Here is a 15,383-nt window from a genome sequence, read left to right on the forward strand (position 1 = left end):
GTCTCCGGAAAACAGGAAGGGAAAATAAATAACAATAAAATTAAAGGTAGAAATCTTACAAGTCTTTGAAACATCATCTGGGTTTTTATAGCTGTTACATTAGAAGATATAAGCCAAAAGACGACTTATTTTGCATCCTTAAAACTTAAGCTTTATTTGTTTAAAATATCAGAACTAGTTCTGATAAAATTTATTTTGTACTAATATTGAAATTGGAAATAAAAAAAGCCCTGTCTCAATAGAAACAGGGCTTGGAATTACTTCTAAACTTCTTACTTATCTTCAGGATCTTTGTCTTTTTGTCCAGTAACCGCTTCACTTACGTTGATGATGTGGTCACCAATTTTTTCGCAGGCAAAGAACAGATCTTTATATACTGAATCGCTGTTGATGTTATACATCTTAGTTTCGATTCTCTTAGTATGCTTCTTCTGAAGAGCTTTCTTTTGCTTGTTGATCCTGTTCTCTTGTTCATAAGCAGGTTCTATAACAACTTTATCATATTCTTTATTGAGGTTGGCTACCATTATCTCAAAAGCCTTATCGATCTCATCCAGAATACTAAGCACTCCGCCTTTTTGTTCACTGTTAAAGATAATATCACCTTCAAAGAACTTCTCAAGATCTCTGGACATCTGGAAAAAGATATCGCCAATGGTTTCCAAGTTATTGGAGATATTCAATAGGTGAGATACTTTTCTGGTAGATTCATCACTAAGTGAACCTTCAGAAACTTTCATTAGATAGGTTGCCAATTCATCATCTATTCGATCGGTAATCTCTTCATACTTTTTGATCTTTTTAAGCAACTTCTTTTGACGCTTCGGTTTGTCTGTTTCAACAAGCTCACGTAAAAACTCTGACATTCTCGCTGTGATCTCACCAAACTTCGCAGTCTCTTTTGTAGCTTCTTCTAAAGAAAGCTCTGCCGTTTGCATCATGCCGGTACCGATATATTCCAAATGGAATTCCTCATCATCCTCACCTTTGGATGGAATCATTTTAATAACAGTTTTAGCAATGAAGCCTACAAAGCCAATTAGAAACAAGGTGTTCAAAATATTAAATACAGTATGGAAAATAGAAAGAGCAATCGGTATTGATTCAGGATCATTAAAAGGCGATGCATCATAGTTCGATGTCATATAAGCATCAATAAAATCTAACATGAATGGCATCAGTAAGATGACCCAAATTACTCCGAAAATGTTGAATATGAAGTGTGCTGCCGCTGCTCTTTTTGCATGTATGTTTGCCACTAAGGCTGCAAGGTTAGCAGTAATCGTTGTACCGATGTTTTCACCAAGTACCATAGCTGCTGCAAGATCAAATGGAATCCAGCCGTTATTAGCCATTACCAATGTTAAAGCCATTGCCGCACTTGAAGATTGTACAGTAACAGTTAGAATGGTTCCTATTCCTACAAATAATAAAGTTGATAAAAATCCGAGATCGGTATACTGGGCAAGAAATTCGAGGATCTCAGGATTTGCTTTAAGATCAGGTACGGATTCTTTCAGGTAAGAAAGCCCGATAAATAAAAGAGCAAAACCAATTAATACTTCTGCCCAGGATTTGGTTTTACTTTTGCTCATAAAGAGAAGAGGGAATCCAATTGCAATGATCGGTAATGCATAGGCAGAAATCTTAACTTTAAAACCAATGATGGAGATCAACCATGCCGTAATAGTTGTCCCAATGTTAGCTCCCATTATCACACCAATAGATTCTACCAACGCAAGCAATCCGGCATTAACAAAACTAACTACCAATACTGTTGTTGCAGAAGAGGATTGAACTAAGGCGGTTAATGCAAAACCGGTTAGAACACCTTTAAATCTGTTGGATGTCATTGAACGAAGAATTTGCCGCATTTTTGTACCGGCAACTTTTTGAATTCCTTCGCTCATCACTTTCATTCCATAAATGAAAAAGCCAAGAGAACCCATCAGATTCAGAAACCCTAGAAAACCAAATTCCATAGTTATTTAATATGGTTAAAATTGAGCATCAAGTTAATCATTATAACCGAGGTTTTATGTTACCTCAATGTTAACTGTGTATTAATTTATAGTAACGTTATTTTAACTGTACATGTTTAATGGCTACCTTCGGTGGAATATTTTTACAATCACTTTAATACTCAGATGAATTTTTTTTCTAAGTTCCTGTTCTTATTGCTTGCTGCAATAGCAATTCCTCAAAATAGTAAAGCACAAAATGTAGAGGTTAAAACTCTTGGGAAGGGGATAGTTTTTGAACCTGAAGATAATTCTTACAGCGTGAAATTAGGGATGAGATTCCAAAGTTTATATTTGGGAGATTGGAATCTGGAAGATGATGTATATTTTGATGAGGCGTTAGTACGCCGAGCCCGGCTAAAACTGGATGGACATATTTACTCCGAAAAATTTACATACAAGGTGCAGCTGGGGTTTAGCAACAGAGACACAAGAAATTCAAGCTCAGGTGGGATAATTCAGAACAGCGGTACTTCAAATATTGTGTTGGATGGTGTTATCAAATATAATCCTGTTTCAGATTTTGAGATATGGTTTGGGCAAACCGTTCTTCCGGGAAACAGAGAGCGTTTGATCTCTTCACAAAAAGTTCAGTTTGTGGACAGAAGTTTATTGAATTCGAGCTTTAATCTAGACAGAGATGTTGGAGTTCAAATCAGGAATACTTCAATGCTGGGTGAGATGGTGGTTAGAAAGATGGGAGCCATTTCAATCGGAGAGGGCAGAGACATCACTACAAAAAACCCAGGTGGATACAGTTATACCGGACGAGTTGAGTTTTTGCCATTTGGAAATTTTTCAGATAAAGGAGATTACACCGGTCCCGACCTTGCAAAAGAAAAGGAATTAAAATTGTCGGTTGGTTTAGCTTACGACTTTAATGACGGGGCAGTAAGAAGCAGAGGGCATACCGGAGGGTTTGTTTACACCAGTGGTGGAGACTTAGTGAAAAATGATCTGCACACATTTCTAGCAGATGCTATGTTGAAATATCAGGGGATATCTGTACACGGAGAATTTGCAAATCGTGAAGCTGATAACGACAATGGGTTTGGAACCGGAACAGCGTATATGGGCTCATTAGGTTATGTTTTTGGTAAAGATTTCGGTATTTCGGGTCGATACGCAACACTTTCTAAAAGCGGAAATTTTTCTTCATTGACGGAACATTCAGAATATACCTTCGCGGTTTCTAAATATTTATCAGGACATAATCTTAAACTTCAGGCAAGTGCAGGTTTACTGGATTATGTTTCCAGAGATGACCTAATGAGGTTCCAGGTTCATATGGAGATCGCTTTTTAAAATATTGGATGTTTCAGGGCTGATACTCCTTTTTAAACACTTCGGTTTGATGATTTGATATGTTGCCTGTCCCTTTGCTCTGTATTAGAAACGGACCTCCCCAATTCATAAACAAATTCTTTGGTTCAGAGTAGTTCGCCCCTCCTTGGATAAGGAGGGGAATTCCCGAGTTGATTCTAATTTTTATCAACGAGTCCTCCTCCTGTTGCAGGAGGAGACAGAGGAGGTCTTTACTTAAGTATTGCGAATAAATTTACTTGATATGTGTACTTTTGTCGGTACAAAAGTACACAGAGCCAAGGAATTGAATCCTGTAATCAGGCTTGACTTAATACCAAGGGCTAAGACAAGAATCTGAATCGGGATTAAAGGTTGAATCTTTAAATAAACCCAGATCTCGGGCATACGCCGCGAGATGACGTCAAAGTATTATTAAATGCATTAGATAGTACTAAACAAGCTTCAACAAGTAACCAAGCAAAGCCCCGCCGGCTACGATCCACATAGCATTTAGCTTTTTAGGACCAAAAGTAAAGAAAGCTCCGAGTAAACCAATCACTATTGCTCGCCAGTCGGTAAGTGTATCTTGTCCCATTACAAACAATACTGCAACCATTACGGCAACAGCTGCCACATTTACTGAATCGAGAAAGAAACCAAGAGTTTTGGAATTTCTCATTTTTGGGATGAGTGGATTTAATATCCAGACAAAAAGAAAGGAAGGTAGAAAAATCCCAACGGAAGCTGCTATCGCTCCCTGCCAACCGGCCAGTTGATATCCGATAAAGGTAGCTGTGGAAAGAACCGGTCCGGGAGTAAATTGTCCAACAGCTATCGCGTCAATTAATTCAGGACGGGTCAACCATCCGCTCATAACCAGTTCAGCATCCAAATAAGCAAACAGAACATAACCACTTCCATAAAGAATGGATCCGACTTTTAAGAAACTCCAGAACACATTTACAGCTGTGATCTTTGATACTGTTGCAGATCCTGCCTGAAGAAAAAGAAAGGGAAGTATGGATTTTGGAGAAGCATCAAATTTCGATTTTGTAGTGAAATATAAAGTTCCAACTACTCCGGCGGTCAACAAGGCAATGATCTCATTCACACCTAATAAACTGGCAATTAAAACAATTGCTCCTAAAACTCCCAGCTCCCATCCCTTAAGAGCTTTTTTTCCAAGCTTTACAACAGCTGCTGCGATGATGGCTAGTACGGCAGGTTTAATTCCAAAAATGAACGGCTCAACTTCAGGAAGCTGACCATATTCCACATACAGAAATCCAAGTATTCCTGTAATTACTACAGCAGGGAATATGAAACTTATTCCTGCAACAAATAAACCGGGAACGCCACCACGTTCATGACCGCAGTGCATTGTCATTTCAGTAGAATTAGGCCCTGGAATGAGATTGGTGGCACCGATAAGATCAAGAAAATGCTGTTGTGACATCCACTTTCTCTTTTCGATGACTTCTTTTTCCATCATCGCGATATGTGCTGCGGGACCACCAAATGCAATGCAGCCTAGTTTGAAGAAGAGTTTTGCTATTTCAGAGAGAGTTCCTTTTTCCTGCGTCATAAGTTAGTTTAATTTTTACTGCTTGTAATCGAAAATAAAACTTATTTCGTTCAATTGAGTTTAAACAAATTATTACCGATGGCTTTAAAGAAGGGCATATACGGAACGCTGCTCATGATTTTCAGATCCTGAACAAAGTTAGAGTCTTCAGAGAGAAAGCTGAGCACGGCATCAAATCTGTTTTTTTTGAAAAGATCACGGAAAATAGCCATGCTGTCTTCCGTGGAATTGGTTAAAATGTGAAGTAAAAGAAGATCGTAGTATCGATATCGAAACTTAGATTGAGGAGGAAGCAGAGGATTTCCACCTGTAATTATAGAATCAGCGAGTTGTTTGGTGTATTCCTGAGTTCTCAGAAATGTATAGCCGGTACTTGGTTTAGTTAGACCTCCCATGGTCCCCAGATTGATGATGTTGTTCTCATATGTAGGTTGGTAGTCCAGATCCTGCATTGGAATTTCACCATATTCCGTTCTTTTTACTTCGTATTCTGATACATGGAGACCATATTTTTTGTCCATGTAATTCTGAATTTTTTCTTCATACACTTCTTTGTCCAAAGTGGAATTCGAAAAAACGGTAAATTCCAAAAGAGCCTTGTTATGGCTGAATGGTAGCACATACATGAAAGCAACGCCTTCTTTAAAAGCAGGATCAAAATCCATGAGAGTGAAAGTAGCAGGGTCAAAAACTGAATGTTCTGTATCAATTTCAAAGCCCAAAAAGTGTTGAATCAATGGATATTTGGGCTTCTGCCAGTTAGGCCTGAACACGCTTTGAAAAATATGATCGGCAATATAAGTATCACCGTTTTTTGTAAGCAATACCGCTTTACTTGAATTTGAAGAAACACTTAAAATATTTTCTTCGAGCAAAGTAAAATTAGATCGATTTCTAAGTTCGGTAAGCACCAACTCTTTAAAATCATTACTTCTTATTGCATGATAGGAGTAATCTTTCAGGTACAGGAAGGCATTCATATCCAGAGCAGAAAAGAAAGCTTTATTCCATGTTCTGTAGATGATTTCTTTAAAAGGAGGAATATCTTTTGTCCAGAAACACCAGGTCTTTTCATTGATTGGAGCGAAGGTGGAATCAACGACCAAAACTTTTCCTTTATAGCCACCTTTTGCTAAATACCAAGCGAGACTCAAACCTGACATCCCCCCACCGGCGATTATAAGATCATATTTAGCGTCAACTTTCAAAATCGTCCCCGAACTTTACATTTTGTTGGTCTTTGGTATTTACATGAAGTTGGAAGACATCCGGTCTGGAGTAGTGTCCATTGGTATCGATAAACAGATTTCCCTCACTTAGAATAGAAAGATCCAGATCAGCATAAATGATCGTGTTTTCATTTTGAACAGGTTCGACTAAATATTCTGAATTGGGTTTGATAACAGAACTTCCTCCACGTAATAATAAAGTATCATCATCTTCAGGAATAGATCGTATCATCTCCAAAGCTGCATTTTCTTTATCAGAAACCGAAATTATTCCATCTAACATTTGCTGCTTGGTGAGTGTACATCCGGCAGCGATCACATAACATTGGCCTTCAAATGCATACTGTCTGCTTGCGATTTGATGCAGATCTTTTACCATCGGCCATTGTGCAATATGAATATCTTCTCCGCTTTGATGAACAGCAGCTCTGGCTAGCGGCATCCAGTGTTCCCAGCAAATAAGCCCGGTGATCTTTGCTTCATGATGATCAATAGTGGGAAGTGTGCTTCCATCACCCATTCCCCAAACTAAGCGCTCTGTGTACGTTGGCATTAATTTTCGATGAAGATCAAAGGTTCCATCTGGTTTAAAATAAAAAATGGTATTGTATAACGTTCTTCCAACCCGCTCATTTGCTCCCATCACCAACAAACAATTATTTTTTACAGCAGAATCAGAAAGAACTTTAAAATATTCATCCTTAATTTCGATGGAATTTTCGAACAACAATCGGAACAGGGCTTTGGCTGAAGGATGATCCCAGATTCCCGCTTCGGGTGCATAATCTAACCAAACAGGATAACCAGGAAGCCATGTTTCAGGAAATACGATCATATGAACGTCTTTAGAAGCAGCTTCAAAAATATACTGAGTAGCCAGCTCAACACTTTTACTGAGATTTAAATATACAGGAGGGTGTTGAACAACGGCAATTTTATACGGATTATCCACGGTGAATAAATAAACATTATAGAAGGACATCAAAGTATCCCAAGCAAACCAAAAAGTAAAAGAGAAAATGATCGATTTACGAAGTGATACAGTTACCAAGCCAACTCCTGAGATGTTGGATTTTATGACGAAGGCTGAAGTGGGGGATGACGTATTTGCGGAAGACCCAACAGTAACTGCATTTCAACAAAAAGTATCTGCAATGTTTGGGATGGAGGCCGGTTTATTTGTACCCAGTGGAACGATGAGTAATCAACTGGGGGTAAAAGTTTTAACTAATCCGGGTGATGAAATTCTGATCGATCAAAACGGACATATTTTCAATTATGAAACGGGAGGAGCCGGTTTTTTGTCCGGAGTCCAGATCAGTACTATTCAGGGCAAAAAAGGAAAGTTGAGCCCGGAGGATATTAAAAATTCTGTGCGTGGTGGCTTTGATTGGGAACCAAGAACTTCAGTGTTATGTCTGGAGAACACAACCAACAAGGGTGGAGGAGTTTGCTATTCAGAAGATGAATTAAGCTCCTTAAAATCATTTGCAGATCAGAACAATTTGAAGGTTCATTTGGATGGAGCCAGAATCTGGAATGCAATGGTTCATACAAGTATAGAACCAACTTTCTTTGGAGAGATCGCCGATACCATTTCCGTTTGTTTTAGTAAGGGATTAGGTGCTCCGGTGGGATCCATGCTTTTATCTTCCAAAGAAAATATTACTAAAGCCCGACGTTTTCGCAAAATGTGGGGAGGAGGTATGAGACAAGTTGGGTTGCTGGCCGCCGCTGCTGATTTTGCTTTAGATAATAATTTTTCAAAGTTGAAAAAAGATCATGAACGCGCTAAACAATTAGCTGAAGCTGTTGATGGTTGTTCGAAACTATCTATTGATCTGAACAGTGTTGAAACTAACATCGTGATCTTTGATGTCAGGAATGAATCAGCGGTGGAAGCTTTAGCTAAAATGGAAGAAAAAGGAGTTCGGATGGTTCCTTTTGGTCCAAATACGATCAGAGCTACTTTCCATTATCAGATCGGGGATGTTGAGTTACAGAAAGTAGTTGATTCAGTGAAAGAATTATTTGACTAATTGCCTTTCTAAATTATTTAGGAGGCAGGAAACCACTAGTCCCTTTTTTCTTTTCTGCTTTTGCAGCTCTTTTCTCTTTTAGGGTTTTTGCCGGGGCGGTTTTACCTGAATTTTTCTTTATCGATTTTCCTTTTGACATATCTGACTCCAATAGTTTAGAAGCGTATTTCTAAAAGAATTTCTTTTAGCTATGATGCTTCATATCAATGTAGCACATAAAAGCTCATAACCTACTATTTACTTTATGATGGTAAGAACTAAAGTCCCAAACCAACTTTGTCATTGGGGTAGAGATAGCCTTTTTCTAATCTGAATAATCCTTTGAAAGGATCTTTTTCAAAATCGAGATGACTGTCAAGGTCGGCAAATTCAACATTAGGTCGGCTGAGAGCGAAATGTAATCCCATTGATATTCCTAAACTGCATTCATCCAAACAACCAACCATAACTTCGTTTCCTGCAGCTTTTGCTACCGAGTTGATATGCATTCCTTCCAGAATTCCTCCGATCTTCATCAATTTAATATTGATCATATCAGAAGAATTATTCTTAGTTAATCGATGGATATCATCCAATGTTTTAAGACTTTCATCAGCCATTACAGGATGAGTAATTTTCGAGATAAGAGGTTCCAGTAAATGCTCATCATCAACACTGAGTGGTTGTTCAAAAATTTGGATTCCGATCTCTTTAGTGGCTTTTGAAAATTCAATACTTTGTTCTACAGAATATCCCTGATTACCATCAAAACGGAGGATCACTTTTGGATATTTATCCCTGATCAATTTCATTTTTTTGATATCCTCTTCTACATCTAGACCACCTTTTACCTTCAGAATAAAAAAGCCATCCTCAACAAATTGATCAGCTTTCTTAAGAGTTTCGTCAACAGGTAAAATGCCAATTGTTATACTGGTGGGAATGGAAGATCTGTATCCACCCAGAAGCTGATACAAAGGTACATCAGCTTTTTTTGCCATCAGATCGAAAAGCGATGCGTCCACCATTGCTAAAGCAGAAGATCTCACTTTTCCGGTTGCTCTCAAATCATCTAAAATTCGGGCATAATGAAATGGATTCACACCTTTTAAAGCAGGAATAATTGTTTCATTTAAACTCTGCTCCAAATACTCCGGAGATTCTTTAGTTATTGCAGGATCAGGAGCAGCGCATCCAAATCCTGTGTAGCCGGAATCGGTTTCAAGTCTTAATACATAATTGGTTGCGTCAGAAATTGTTTCGTAAGCAATGGTATAGGGTTCGGTTAATTCCAGATCAAACCGTTCAAATGAAATCTGAGTGATCTTCATTATTTGCGAACTTTCTGTTTTAGCAATTTGATCAAATCATTCGCACCATGAGCAAGCACATCAAAACAAGGAAGACCGGTTTCTGCTGTGATTTTTTTGCAAGCAGGTTCAATCTCTTCCGGTTTAAGTCCTTCGTGATTTAATGTTACTGCAATCACTTCTTTTCCTGAAATTACTTTAATAGCATTTATTTGTTCATGTAGTGGATGAAGTTTATAACCCGGAAATCCGTCATATTCCAAACGAGTAGGAGCATGTTGCAAAATCACAAAATCAGGTCTACCCGCCGCAAGGATCTCAAATCCACCGGGATAAGCCGGATTCATTAAGCTTCCCTGACCTTCAATAATTACCACATCCGGATCAGCTTCTTTCCAGGCACTTACAACAGCATGCTCAATCTCACCGGATACAAAGTCGTTAATGCAGCTATCCATGATCATAGAATATTTGGCACCTTGCATCCAGCCTGTTTGTCCTGTACCGATCATTTCTGCTTTATATCCTTCTTTTTGGAAACCATGCACTACTAACCAGGCTGTTGTGCGCTTTCCAATGGCAGAATCAGAACCTAAAACAGCTAGTTTTAAGCAATCTACTTTTTCAATTTCACCGGTAAAGAAATGCAATTTATCGCGATCGGGAGTTTTTCGTACGTCTCTGATCCTGCAATTATGTTTCTCTGCCAGTTTTACTAATTCTTTATCATTGGTTAGGAAATCGTGTAGTCCTGAATCAACATTTAGTCCCGCTTCCAAAGCAGCAGCAATTTCCTGTTTCGCTGACTGTGGAAGTCGCCCCCCATCCGGAGCAAGACCAACCACAAAATTCTTAACAGCAACACCATCTTTGCTCAATTCGGAATAAGCAGTATCAAAATCTTTGAAGATTTTGATCCCATTTGGCTTATTATCCAATACTTCTCCGGCATCTTTTCCAGCATACCTCTCATCAATAATTCCAACAACATTGTACCGCTCGGTAAACCGAACTAGTCCATGCGAAGTTTTTCCTTCAGGAGTATTGAACATACCCTGACAGTAAACAATTGCGGTTCCGTCTATAGATTCTTTGTGTTGCATTGTAGTTGGATTATGAAGTGAAGATAATTCTTCAAAACTGAAGTTAGTTCTTTTTCAGATCATGTAAATGATTATGAAAGAGGGATTTGAAATTAATTTTTTGCCGTGAGTACAGCTACATATCGGTCTGATTCAAGTGGCTCAGTTTCATTCAAATTAAGCAAACCGATTAAACCTGCCGTTGATGCCGGGAGTATATTTTTTCCTTCATGCTGTTTCAGATAGGTGCTCATCTTTTTCATGTTCTTATCGCTGATGTTGTATGCATATCCATCCGTTTCAATGATAGCAGAAAGGGCTTCATCACCGTCAAAACTATGCCAGTTAATAAGAGGTTCATTCACAAATGTTTCTCTGATCTTTTTAGGATCTAGATCTTCGCACTCTGTTAGATTTTTCTTAAAAGAATGAACGATTGGATTTTTTAAAGTAGATGAAGCCGCTAAAAACCGGGGAATTCGGGATGTTTTTCCTCTTTTATAAAGAGACACAAACCCACGGTGTATCCCGGCAAGTAAAGTTCCATTGGATACGGGCACGGCGCAGATCTTAGGAGCGTCCCGAAGCTGATCATATATTTCAAATGCAATTTGTGAATAGGCGATGATCTGCAGACTTTTATTTTGCCCGCCGGGATTGGCATCATAACTATCTTGCTCAACAGCCAATTCACTGCTCTTTATAACAGTGTCTTCATAGCTGCCGGGCAATCTGAATATATTTGAACCTAAGGATTCCATTTCTACTATTCGATCGGTGTGATATCCATCCGGTATGTAGATATTGCATTTTAATCCGGCGAGATTAGCAGCCAAGGCCACAGAGGCTCCGTAATTCCCACAAGTCGCTAATGTGATAGTATCGAATCCTCGTCTTAACGCATCATAAACCTGAGCAAATCCAATACGGTCTTTTTGAGTTCCGGTGGGATTGTCACCTTCAAACTTTAAAAATAATTGCCTGAAGTCATGATCGCGTTCAATATTTCTGGATCTGCTTAAACTTGTATCACCAACTTCCAGATTTATAATGTCTTCAAAAGCGATCAGACGTTCTGCAAGCGAGTTTTGTTTGTCACGAACTATTTCACTTAAAATCCGTGCCTCTTTTGAGACTTTGTTCTCAGAAATATTTGATAGATCGCGAAGATTCATGAATTGAATTAAGTAGTATTAAATGAGCAGAATTTTAATAGTACTTACTTTTACGCTGATAGCAAAGTATTAAGAAAGAGAGTCTAATGACGAATGGGTGTTGGATGTTCAATTCTCAAAGTTCTATCTTCTTAGTCTATGAGAAAACTTACAAAGTCCGAAAAAACGGTAATGGAGCGTCTGATCTTTCCTGAGTCATTTGATGTGATCATGGAAGAGACAAATATGCAGTTTGGTGAACTGCGTGATGACCTGATGAATTTGGTGAATCATCGTTTTGTGGAGGTTGTTAATTTTGATAATGATAAAGACAGTAAAATGGCTTTTTATGATAGCGATAATATCAAGGATTTCTCATTCCGAGCTACAAAAACAGGACTTAAAAGTTTAAATAAAGCAACTATATGAAATTTGAAGCGCGCGTTTCCGAAGAACCCATTGAAGTAGATATTTCTGAAAAAGAAAACTCTTTTAAGTCCGGCGATCTGGAAGGGGAGTACGAATTTATTTCCCAAAACGGAAGATATCTCTTGAGAATCGGAACAAAACTCTACAAAATTGATAATGTAAGTTATGATGGTTCTGATATAGAGTTTTCAGTTAACGGAGACTGGTTCAAAGTTTCTGTTAAAGACGAACAGGAATTGCTACTTGACAGACTCGGATTTAAAACCGGAAATGCTGTTGCTGAAGGGTCCCTGAAATCTCCGATGCCTGGTAAGATCCTTGATATTCTGGTTTCTGAAGGAGACGAAGTTACGAAAGGACAACCTGTGGTGATTCTGGAAGCCATGAAAATGGAAAACGAATTGAAAGCTGCTATCGACGGAACCATTGCATCAATTTCAGTAGAAGTTGGTCAGTCATTGGAAAAAAATTCACCCATTTTGGAGATCGAAAACATTGGATAAATTTATTATAGAAGGCGGAACCCCCTTAAATGGAACAATCAACATAAGTGGTTCAAAAAATGCGGCACTTCCTATTATTGCAGCTTCGCTTTTAGGAGATTCAGAAACTACGATCACTAATATTCCTCGTTTACAGGACATTTATACTTTCAACAATGTACTGCGAGTTGTTGGTGCAAAAGTCGACTTTCAGGATAAAAAGAATACACTGATCATTGATCCTACGAACGTTTCACACTTAGAAGCGCCATATGACCTTGTGAGAAAAATGCGAGCTTCTTTTTATATGCTTGGAGCTTTAGTTGGTAAACACGGCTACGCAAAAGTTTCTCTTCCCGGCGGATGTGCGTGGGGACCCAGACCGGTTGATCTCCATCTTAAAGGGATGGAAGCCATGGGAATTGATATCGACCTGGACAAAGGATATGTAATTGCAAAGGCTGATAAGAATTTAAAGAAATCCAGTTTTAAGCTGGAACCAAGTAGTGTTGGCGCAACAGTGAACTTGCTTCTTGCATCTGTTTTAAGAACGGAAGAATTCACCATCGAAAATGCTGCGATGGAGCCGGATGTAGTTCAACTATGTAATGTTCTAGTGAAAATGGGCGCTGACATTTCCGGAATCGGTACCGATAGAATTACGGTTCGTGGAGTTGAGTCTTTAAGTGGAGTTGAGATCGCAAACGATCCGGATAGAATTGAAGTAGGAACGTTTATGATAGCCGGAGTTCTTCATCCTGATTCTGAGCTTACGCTTGAAGGGTGTAATGTGGATCATTTAGGAAATCTCCCGGAATTGCTTTCTAAAACCGGCGCTAAAGTTGAAGTGGATGGGTCTACTATAAAAGTGAAAGCTCCTAAAGAACTGGAAGCTGTTTCTGTTGCCACCGAAGTGTATCCGGGTTTTCCTACTGATATGCAAGCACAATGGGCAACTATGATGACACAAGCGAACGGAGTTTCAACGGTAACTGATACGGTTTACTACGATAGATTCAGTTATGTACCCGAGCTTACACGATTAGGCGCTGACATGAGATTGGAAAAGAACACAGTCACGATCTTCGGCAAAACAGACTTTGAAGGCGCTTCCGTTATGAGTACAGATCTACGGGCAAGTGTAAGCTTAGTACTTGCAGCGATGGTTGCTGAAAATGAAACTGAGGTTCTGCGAGTGTACCACTTAGACAGAGGCTATGAAAATCTGGAACATAAACTGAATGCGGTAGGGGCGAAGATCAAGAGAGTGGATGAGTAGTTTTTTTATGAAGTGAGAAGTTAAAAGTGAAAGGTGAGAAGTGAGAAGAAAGAGCGCTTAAACCAAACTTGAGACACTAAAATTAAATCCCGAAACATTTTCATTGATCGTTGGTTCAAGGTGTTGAATCACAAACAATTAAAAGATCAATGAAAAAACTAATACTACTTACAGCATTTATATTTACTGCATTTTTAACTACTGATTCTGTGAAAGCACAGGATGGGTTCTTTTCGAACGCAAGAACACTTGAAAAAGGAGTTGGATCTGTAGCCTTACAACCGGTTTTTCTAACCAATCAGGATGATTTCATGTTCATCATTAGAGGTGGATATGGACTTACCAACTCAGTAACAGGTCATTTAAAACTTGGACTGTTTGAAGACGAAACTTTTTTTGGTGGTCATTTTGAAACAGCATTGAATAACAGCGCAGAAAGCAACATCGACGTAGCTGCACTGGTTGGTGTACATTCTTACGGCGATCTGGGACTGAAACTTGGTCTGAATCTAAGTACGGATCTGGATGCAGTAAGCATTTATTCAGGAATTAACTACCAACCTCTGTTTATTGAGAGCAATACTAATCATGCTATTTTAGTACCGATTGGATTTGACGTTCACTTAAACGAAGGTTTTGACATCATGTTGGAAGGTAATATTCCTGCTAATGATGATGCCAGATATCTTGAAGCGATCACTTTTGGAACCAGATTTTACTTCTGAAATAAAGAAAGAGTCTGAATTTAAAGCCTGTACATTTAGTTGTGCAGGCTTTTCATTTGCTCTAAAGTTATATGATGCTCATAAAAAGCCTTTCCAACAACCACAGCATCAATATCAGCTTCATCGAGTAAAATCAGATCTTCCTGATCAGAAACTCCACCGGAAGCAATTAACTTAATTTCCGGGAATGCTTTCTTTAAAGATATATACAATTCTGTATTTGGCCCTGATAAGGTTCCATCTTTAGAAATATCTGTACAAAGTACTTCCTGAAGTCCCTCATCAATCATTCTTTCCAAAAAGTGAAAAGTATCTTCTTCAGCAGTTTCCAGCCAACCTGAATAAGCAATTTTTCCGTCTTTAAGATCCATTCCCAGAATCATTTGGTCCTGGTATTTTTTAAGTGCTGCAATCCAGTCAGCCTCATTTTTGATTGCCATAGAACTGCAAATTACTTTTGATAGTCCTGCATCCAGAAGGAATTCAACATCGGCTAATTTTCGTATTCCTCCACCTGTTTGAACTGAGATGCCCAGATCAGAAATAATATTTTTTATGTGAGGCAGGTTTACAAATTTACCTTCTTTGGCTCCGTTAAGATCCACAATGTGTATATGATCAAAACCGGCTTCTTTAAATTGAGTAGCAATATTTAAAGGTTCTTTGTCATATATAGTAGCTTCTTCGTATTTGCCTTTGTGAAGACGGACAACTTGTCCATTCAGCAAGTCGATTGCCGGAATTACTTTCATTCAATTCTAATG

Annotated in this window: 15 protein-coding genes; 6 read left to right on the plus strand and 9 right to left on the minus strand. The window is 38.6% G+C overall.

The window, feature by feature from the left end; genetic code table 11:
* Positions 1-272: 272 nt before the first annotated feature.
* On the minus strand, positions 273-1,982 hold the full coding sequence (locus A8B79_RS00540; RefSeq protein WP_066216586.1) for a Na/Pi cotransporter family protein: 1,710 nt from the start codon (positions 1,980-1,982) through the stop codon (positions 273-275).
* Positions 1,983-2,147: 165 nt separating this feature from the next.
* Between A8B79_RS00540 and A8B79_RS00545 the strand changes: the two genes are divergently transcribed.
* Positions 2,148-3,326: a porin gene (locus A8B79_RS00545; RefSeq protein ID WP_066216588.1), complete on the plus strand. Its 1,179-nt coding sequence runs from the start codon at positions 2,148-2,150 to the stop codon at positions 3,324-3,326.
* Between the two features lie 451 nt (positions 3,327-3,777).
* On the opposite strand, the gene chrA is transcribed toward A8B79_RS00545, so the two are convergent.
* From chrA to A8B79_RS00560, 3 genes are read right to left on the minus strand one after another with little or no spacing between them, the layout of a single operon-like run.
* The gene (gene chrA, locus A8B79_RS00550) at positions 3,778-4,911 is read right to left on the minus strand and encodes a chromate efflux transporter (protein WP_066216592.1); all 1,134 of its coding nucleotides are present in this window, start codon (positions 4,909-4,911) and stop codon (positions 3,778-3,780) included.
* A gap of 50 nt (positions 4,912-4,961) precedes the next feature.
* Positions 4,962-6,119 carry a lycopene cyclase family protein gene (locus A8B79_RS00555; RefSeq protein WP_066216595.1) on the minus strand — a complete coding sequence of 386 codons (1,158 nt, stop codon included), beginning with the start codon at positions 6,117-6,119 and terminating at the stop codon, positions 4,962-4,964.
* Positions 6,109-7,122, minus strand: a complete 1,014-nt coding sequence (locus tag A8B79_RS00560) for a carbon-nitrogen hydrolase family protein (RefSeq protein ID WP_066216868.1) — start codon at positions 7,120-7,122, stop codon at positions 6,109-6,111. The genes A8B79_RS00555 and A8B79_RS00560 overlap by 11 nt, the downstream gene beginning before the upstream one ends.
* A gap of 37 nt (positions 7,123-7,159) precedes the next feature.
* Between A8B79_RS00560 and A8B79_RS00565 the strand changes: the two genes are divergently transcribed.
* Positions 7,160-8,179 (plus strand): threonine aldolase family protein, encoded by a 1,020-nt coding sequence (locus A8B79_RS00565; protein WP_066216598.1) that lies wholly within the window; start codon positions 7,160-7,162, stop codon positions 8,177-8,179.
* A 13-nt stretch (positions 8,180-8,192) separates the two neighbouring features.
* Here A8B79_RS00565 and A8B79_RS16320 read toward each other — a convergent pair whose 3' ends face one another.
* From A8B79_RS16320 to A8B79_RS00580, 4 genes are all read right to left on the minus strand, one after another.
* Positions 8,193-8,318, minus strand: coding sequence for a hypothetical protein (locus A8B79_RS16320; protein WP_153038307.1), 126 nt, complete (start codon positions 8,316-8,318; stop codon positions 8,193-8,195).
* 118 nt (positions 8,319-8,436) lie between these two features.
* Positions 8,437-9,489 carry a mandelate racemase/muconate lactonizing enzyme family protein gene (locus A8B79_RS00570; RefSeq protein ID WP_066216601.1) on the minus strand — a complete coding sequence of 351 codons (1,053 nt, stop codon included), beginning with the start codon at positions 9,487-9,489 and terminating at the stop codon, positions 8,437-8,439.
* Complete coding sequence (locus A8B79_RS00575) at positions 9,489-10,571, minus strand: DUF1611 domain-containing protein (RefSeq protein WP_066216603.1); 1,083 nt, start codon at positions 10,569-10,571, stop codon at positions 9,489-9,491. The genes A8B79_RS00570 and A8B79_RS00575 overlap by 1 nt, the downstream gene beginning before the upstream one ends.
* A gap of 92 nt (positions 10,572-10,663) precedes the next feature.
* Entirely contained in the window at positions 10,664-11,725 is a 1,062-nt protein-coding gene (locus A8B79_RS00580; protein WP_066216606.1) for a pyridoxal-phosphate dependent enzyme, read from the minus strand.
* A gap of 138 nt (positions 11,726-11,863) precedes the next feature.
* On the opposite strand from A8B79_RS00580, the gene A8B79_RS00585 reads away from it, so the two are divergent.
* The 4 genes from A8B79_RS00585 (at position 11,864) to A8B79_RS00600 (ending at position 14,619) form a co-directional block, all read left to right on the plus strand.
* Positions 11,864-12,133: a hypothetical protein gene (locus A8B79_RS00585; RefSeq protein ID WP_066216610.1), complete on the plus strand. Its 270-nt coding sequence runs from the start codon at positions 11,864-11,866 to the stop codon at positions 12,131-12,133.
* Positions 12,130-12,636, plus strand: a complete 507-nt coding sequence (locus tag A8B79_RS00590) for a biotin/lipoyl-containing protein (protein ID WP_066216612.1) — start codon at positions 12,130-12,132, stop codon at positions 12,634-12,636. Before A8B79_RS00585 ends, A8B79_RS00590 begins: the two co-directional genes overlap by 4 nt.
* Positions 12,629-13,894, plus strand: coding sequence for a UDP-N-acetylglucosamine 1-carboxyvinyltransferase (gene murA / locus A8B79_RS00595; RefSeq protein WP_066216615.1), 1,266 nt, complete (start codon positions 12,629-12,631; stop codon positions 13,892-13,894). Before A8B79_RS00590 ends, murA begins: the two co-directional genes overlap by 8 nt.
* Positions 13,895-14,043: 149 nt before the next feature.
* Positions 14,044-14,619 (plus strand): hypothetical protein, encoded by a 576-nt coding sequence (locus A8B79_RS00600; RefSeq protein ID WP_153038308.1) that lies wholly within the window; start codon positions 14,044-14,046, stop codon positions 14,617-14,619.
* A 35-nt stretch (positions 14,620-14,654) separates the two neighbouring features.
* Here the strand turns inward: A8B79_RS00600 and hisA are convergent, their stop codons facing one another.
* Positions 14,655-15,371 carry a 1-(5-phosphoribosyl)-5-[(5-phosphoribosylamino)methylideneamino]imidazole-4-carboxamide isomerase gene (gene hisA, locus A8B79_RS00605; RefSeq protein ID WP_066216622.1) on the minus strand — a complete coding sequence of 239 codons (717 nt, stop codon included), beginning with the start codon at positions 15,369-15,371 and terminating at the stop codon, positions 14,655-14,657.
* Positions 15,372-15,383 lie beyond the last annotated feature (12 nt).

This window comes from Balneola sp. EhC07, assembly GCF_001650905.1.
GTDB lineage: Bacteria > Bacteroidota > Rhodothermia > Balneolales > Balneolaceae > Balneola.

Excerpts from the sequence above, each read along its gene's own strand:
- A8B79_RS00585 (WP_066216610.1), top strand. The coding sequence starts at position 11,864 with ATGAGAAAACTTACAAAGTCCGAAAAAACGGTAATGGAGCGTCTGATC.
- A8B79_RS00570 (WP_066216601.1), bottom strand. The coding sequence starts at position 9,489 with ATGAAGATCACTCAGATTTCATTTGAACGGTTTGATCTGGAATTAACC.
- A8B79_RS00560 (WP_066216868.1), bottom strand. The coding sequence starts at position 7,122 with ATGTCCTTCTATAATGTTTATTTATTCACCGTGGATAATCCGTATAAA.
- A8B79_RS00565 (WP_066216598.1), top strand. The coding sequence starts at position 7,160 with ATGATCGATTTACGAAGTGATACAGTTACCAAGCCAACTCCTGAGATG.
- A8B79_RS16320 (WP_153038307.1), bottom strand. The coding sequence starts at position 8,318 with ATGTCAAAAGGAAAATCGATAAAGAAAAATTCAGGTAAAACCGCCCCG.
- A8B79_RS00600 (WP_153038308.1), top strand. The coding sequence starts at position 14,044 with ATGAAAAAACTAATACTACTTACAGCATTTATATTTACTGCATTTTTA.
- A8B79_RS00545 (WP_066216588.1), top strand. The coding sequence starts at position 2,148 with ATGAATTTTTTTTCTAAGTTCCTGTTCTTATTGCTTGCTGCAATAGCA.
- A8B79_RS00540 (WP_066216586.1), bottom strand. The coding sequence starts at position 1,982 with ATGGAATTTGGTTTTCTAGGGTTTCTGAATCTGATGGGTTCTCTTGGC.
- hisA (WP_066216622.1), bottom strand. The coding sequence starts at position 15,371 with ATGAAAGTAATTCCGGCAATCGACTTGCTGAATGGACAAGTTGTCCGT.
- A8B79_RS00590 (WP_066216612.1), top strand. The coding sequence starts at position 12,130 with ATGAAATTTGAAGCGCGCGTTTCCGAAGAACCCATTGAAGTAGATATT.
- chrA (WP_066216592.1), bottom strand. The coding sequence starts at position 4,911 with ATGACGCAGGAAAAAGGAACTCTCTCTGAAATAGCAAAACTCTTCTTC.
- A8B79_RS00575 (WP_066216603.1), bottom strand. The coding sequence starts at position 10,571 with ATGCAACACAAAGAATCTATAGACGGAACCGCAATTGTTTACTGTCAG.
- A8B79_RS00580 (WP_066216606.1), bottom strand. The coding sequence starts at position 11,725 with ATGAATCTTCGCGATCTATCAAATATTTCTGAGAACAAAGTCTCAAAA.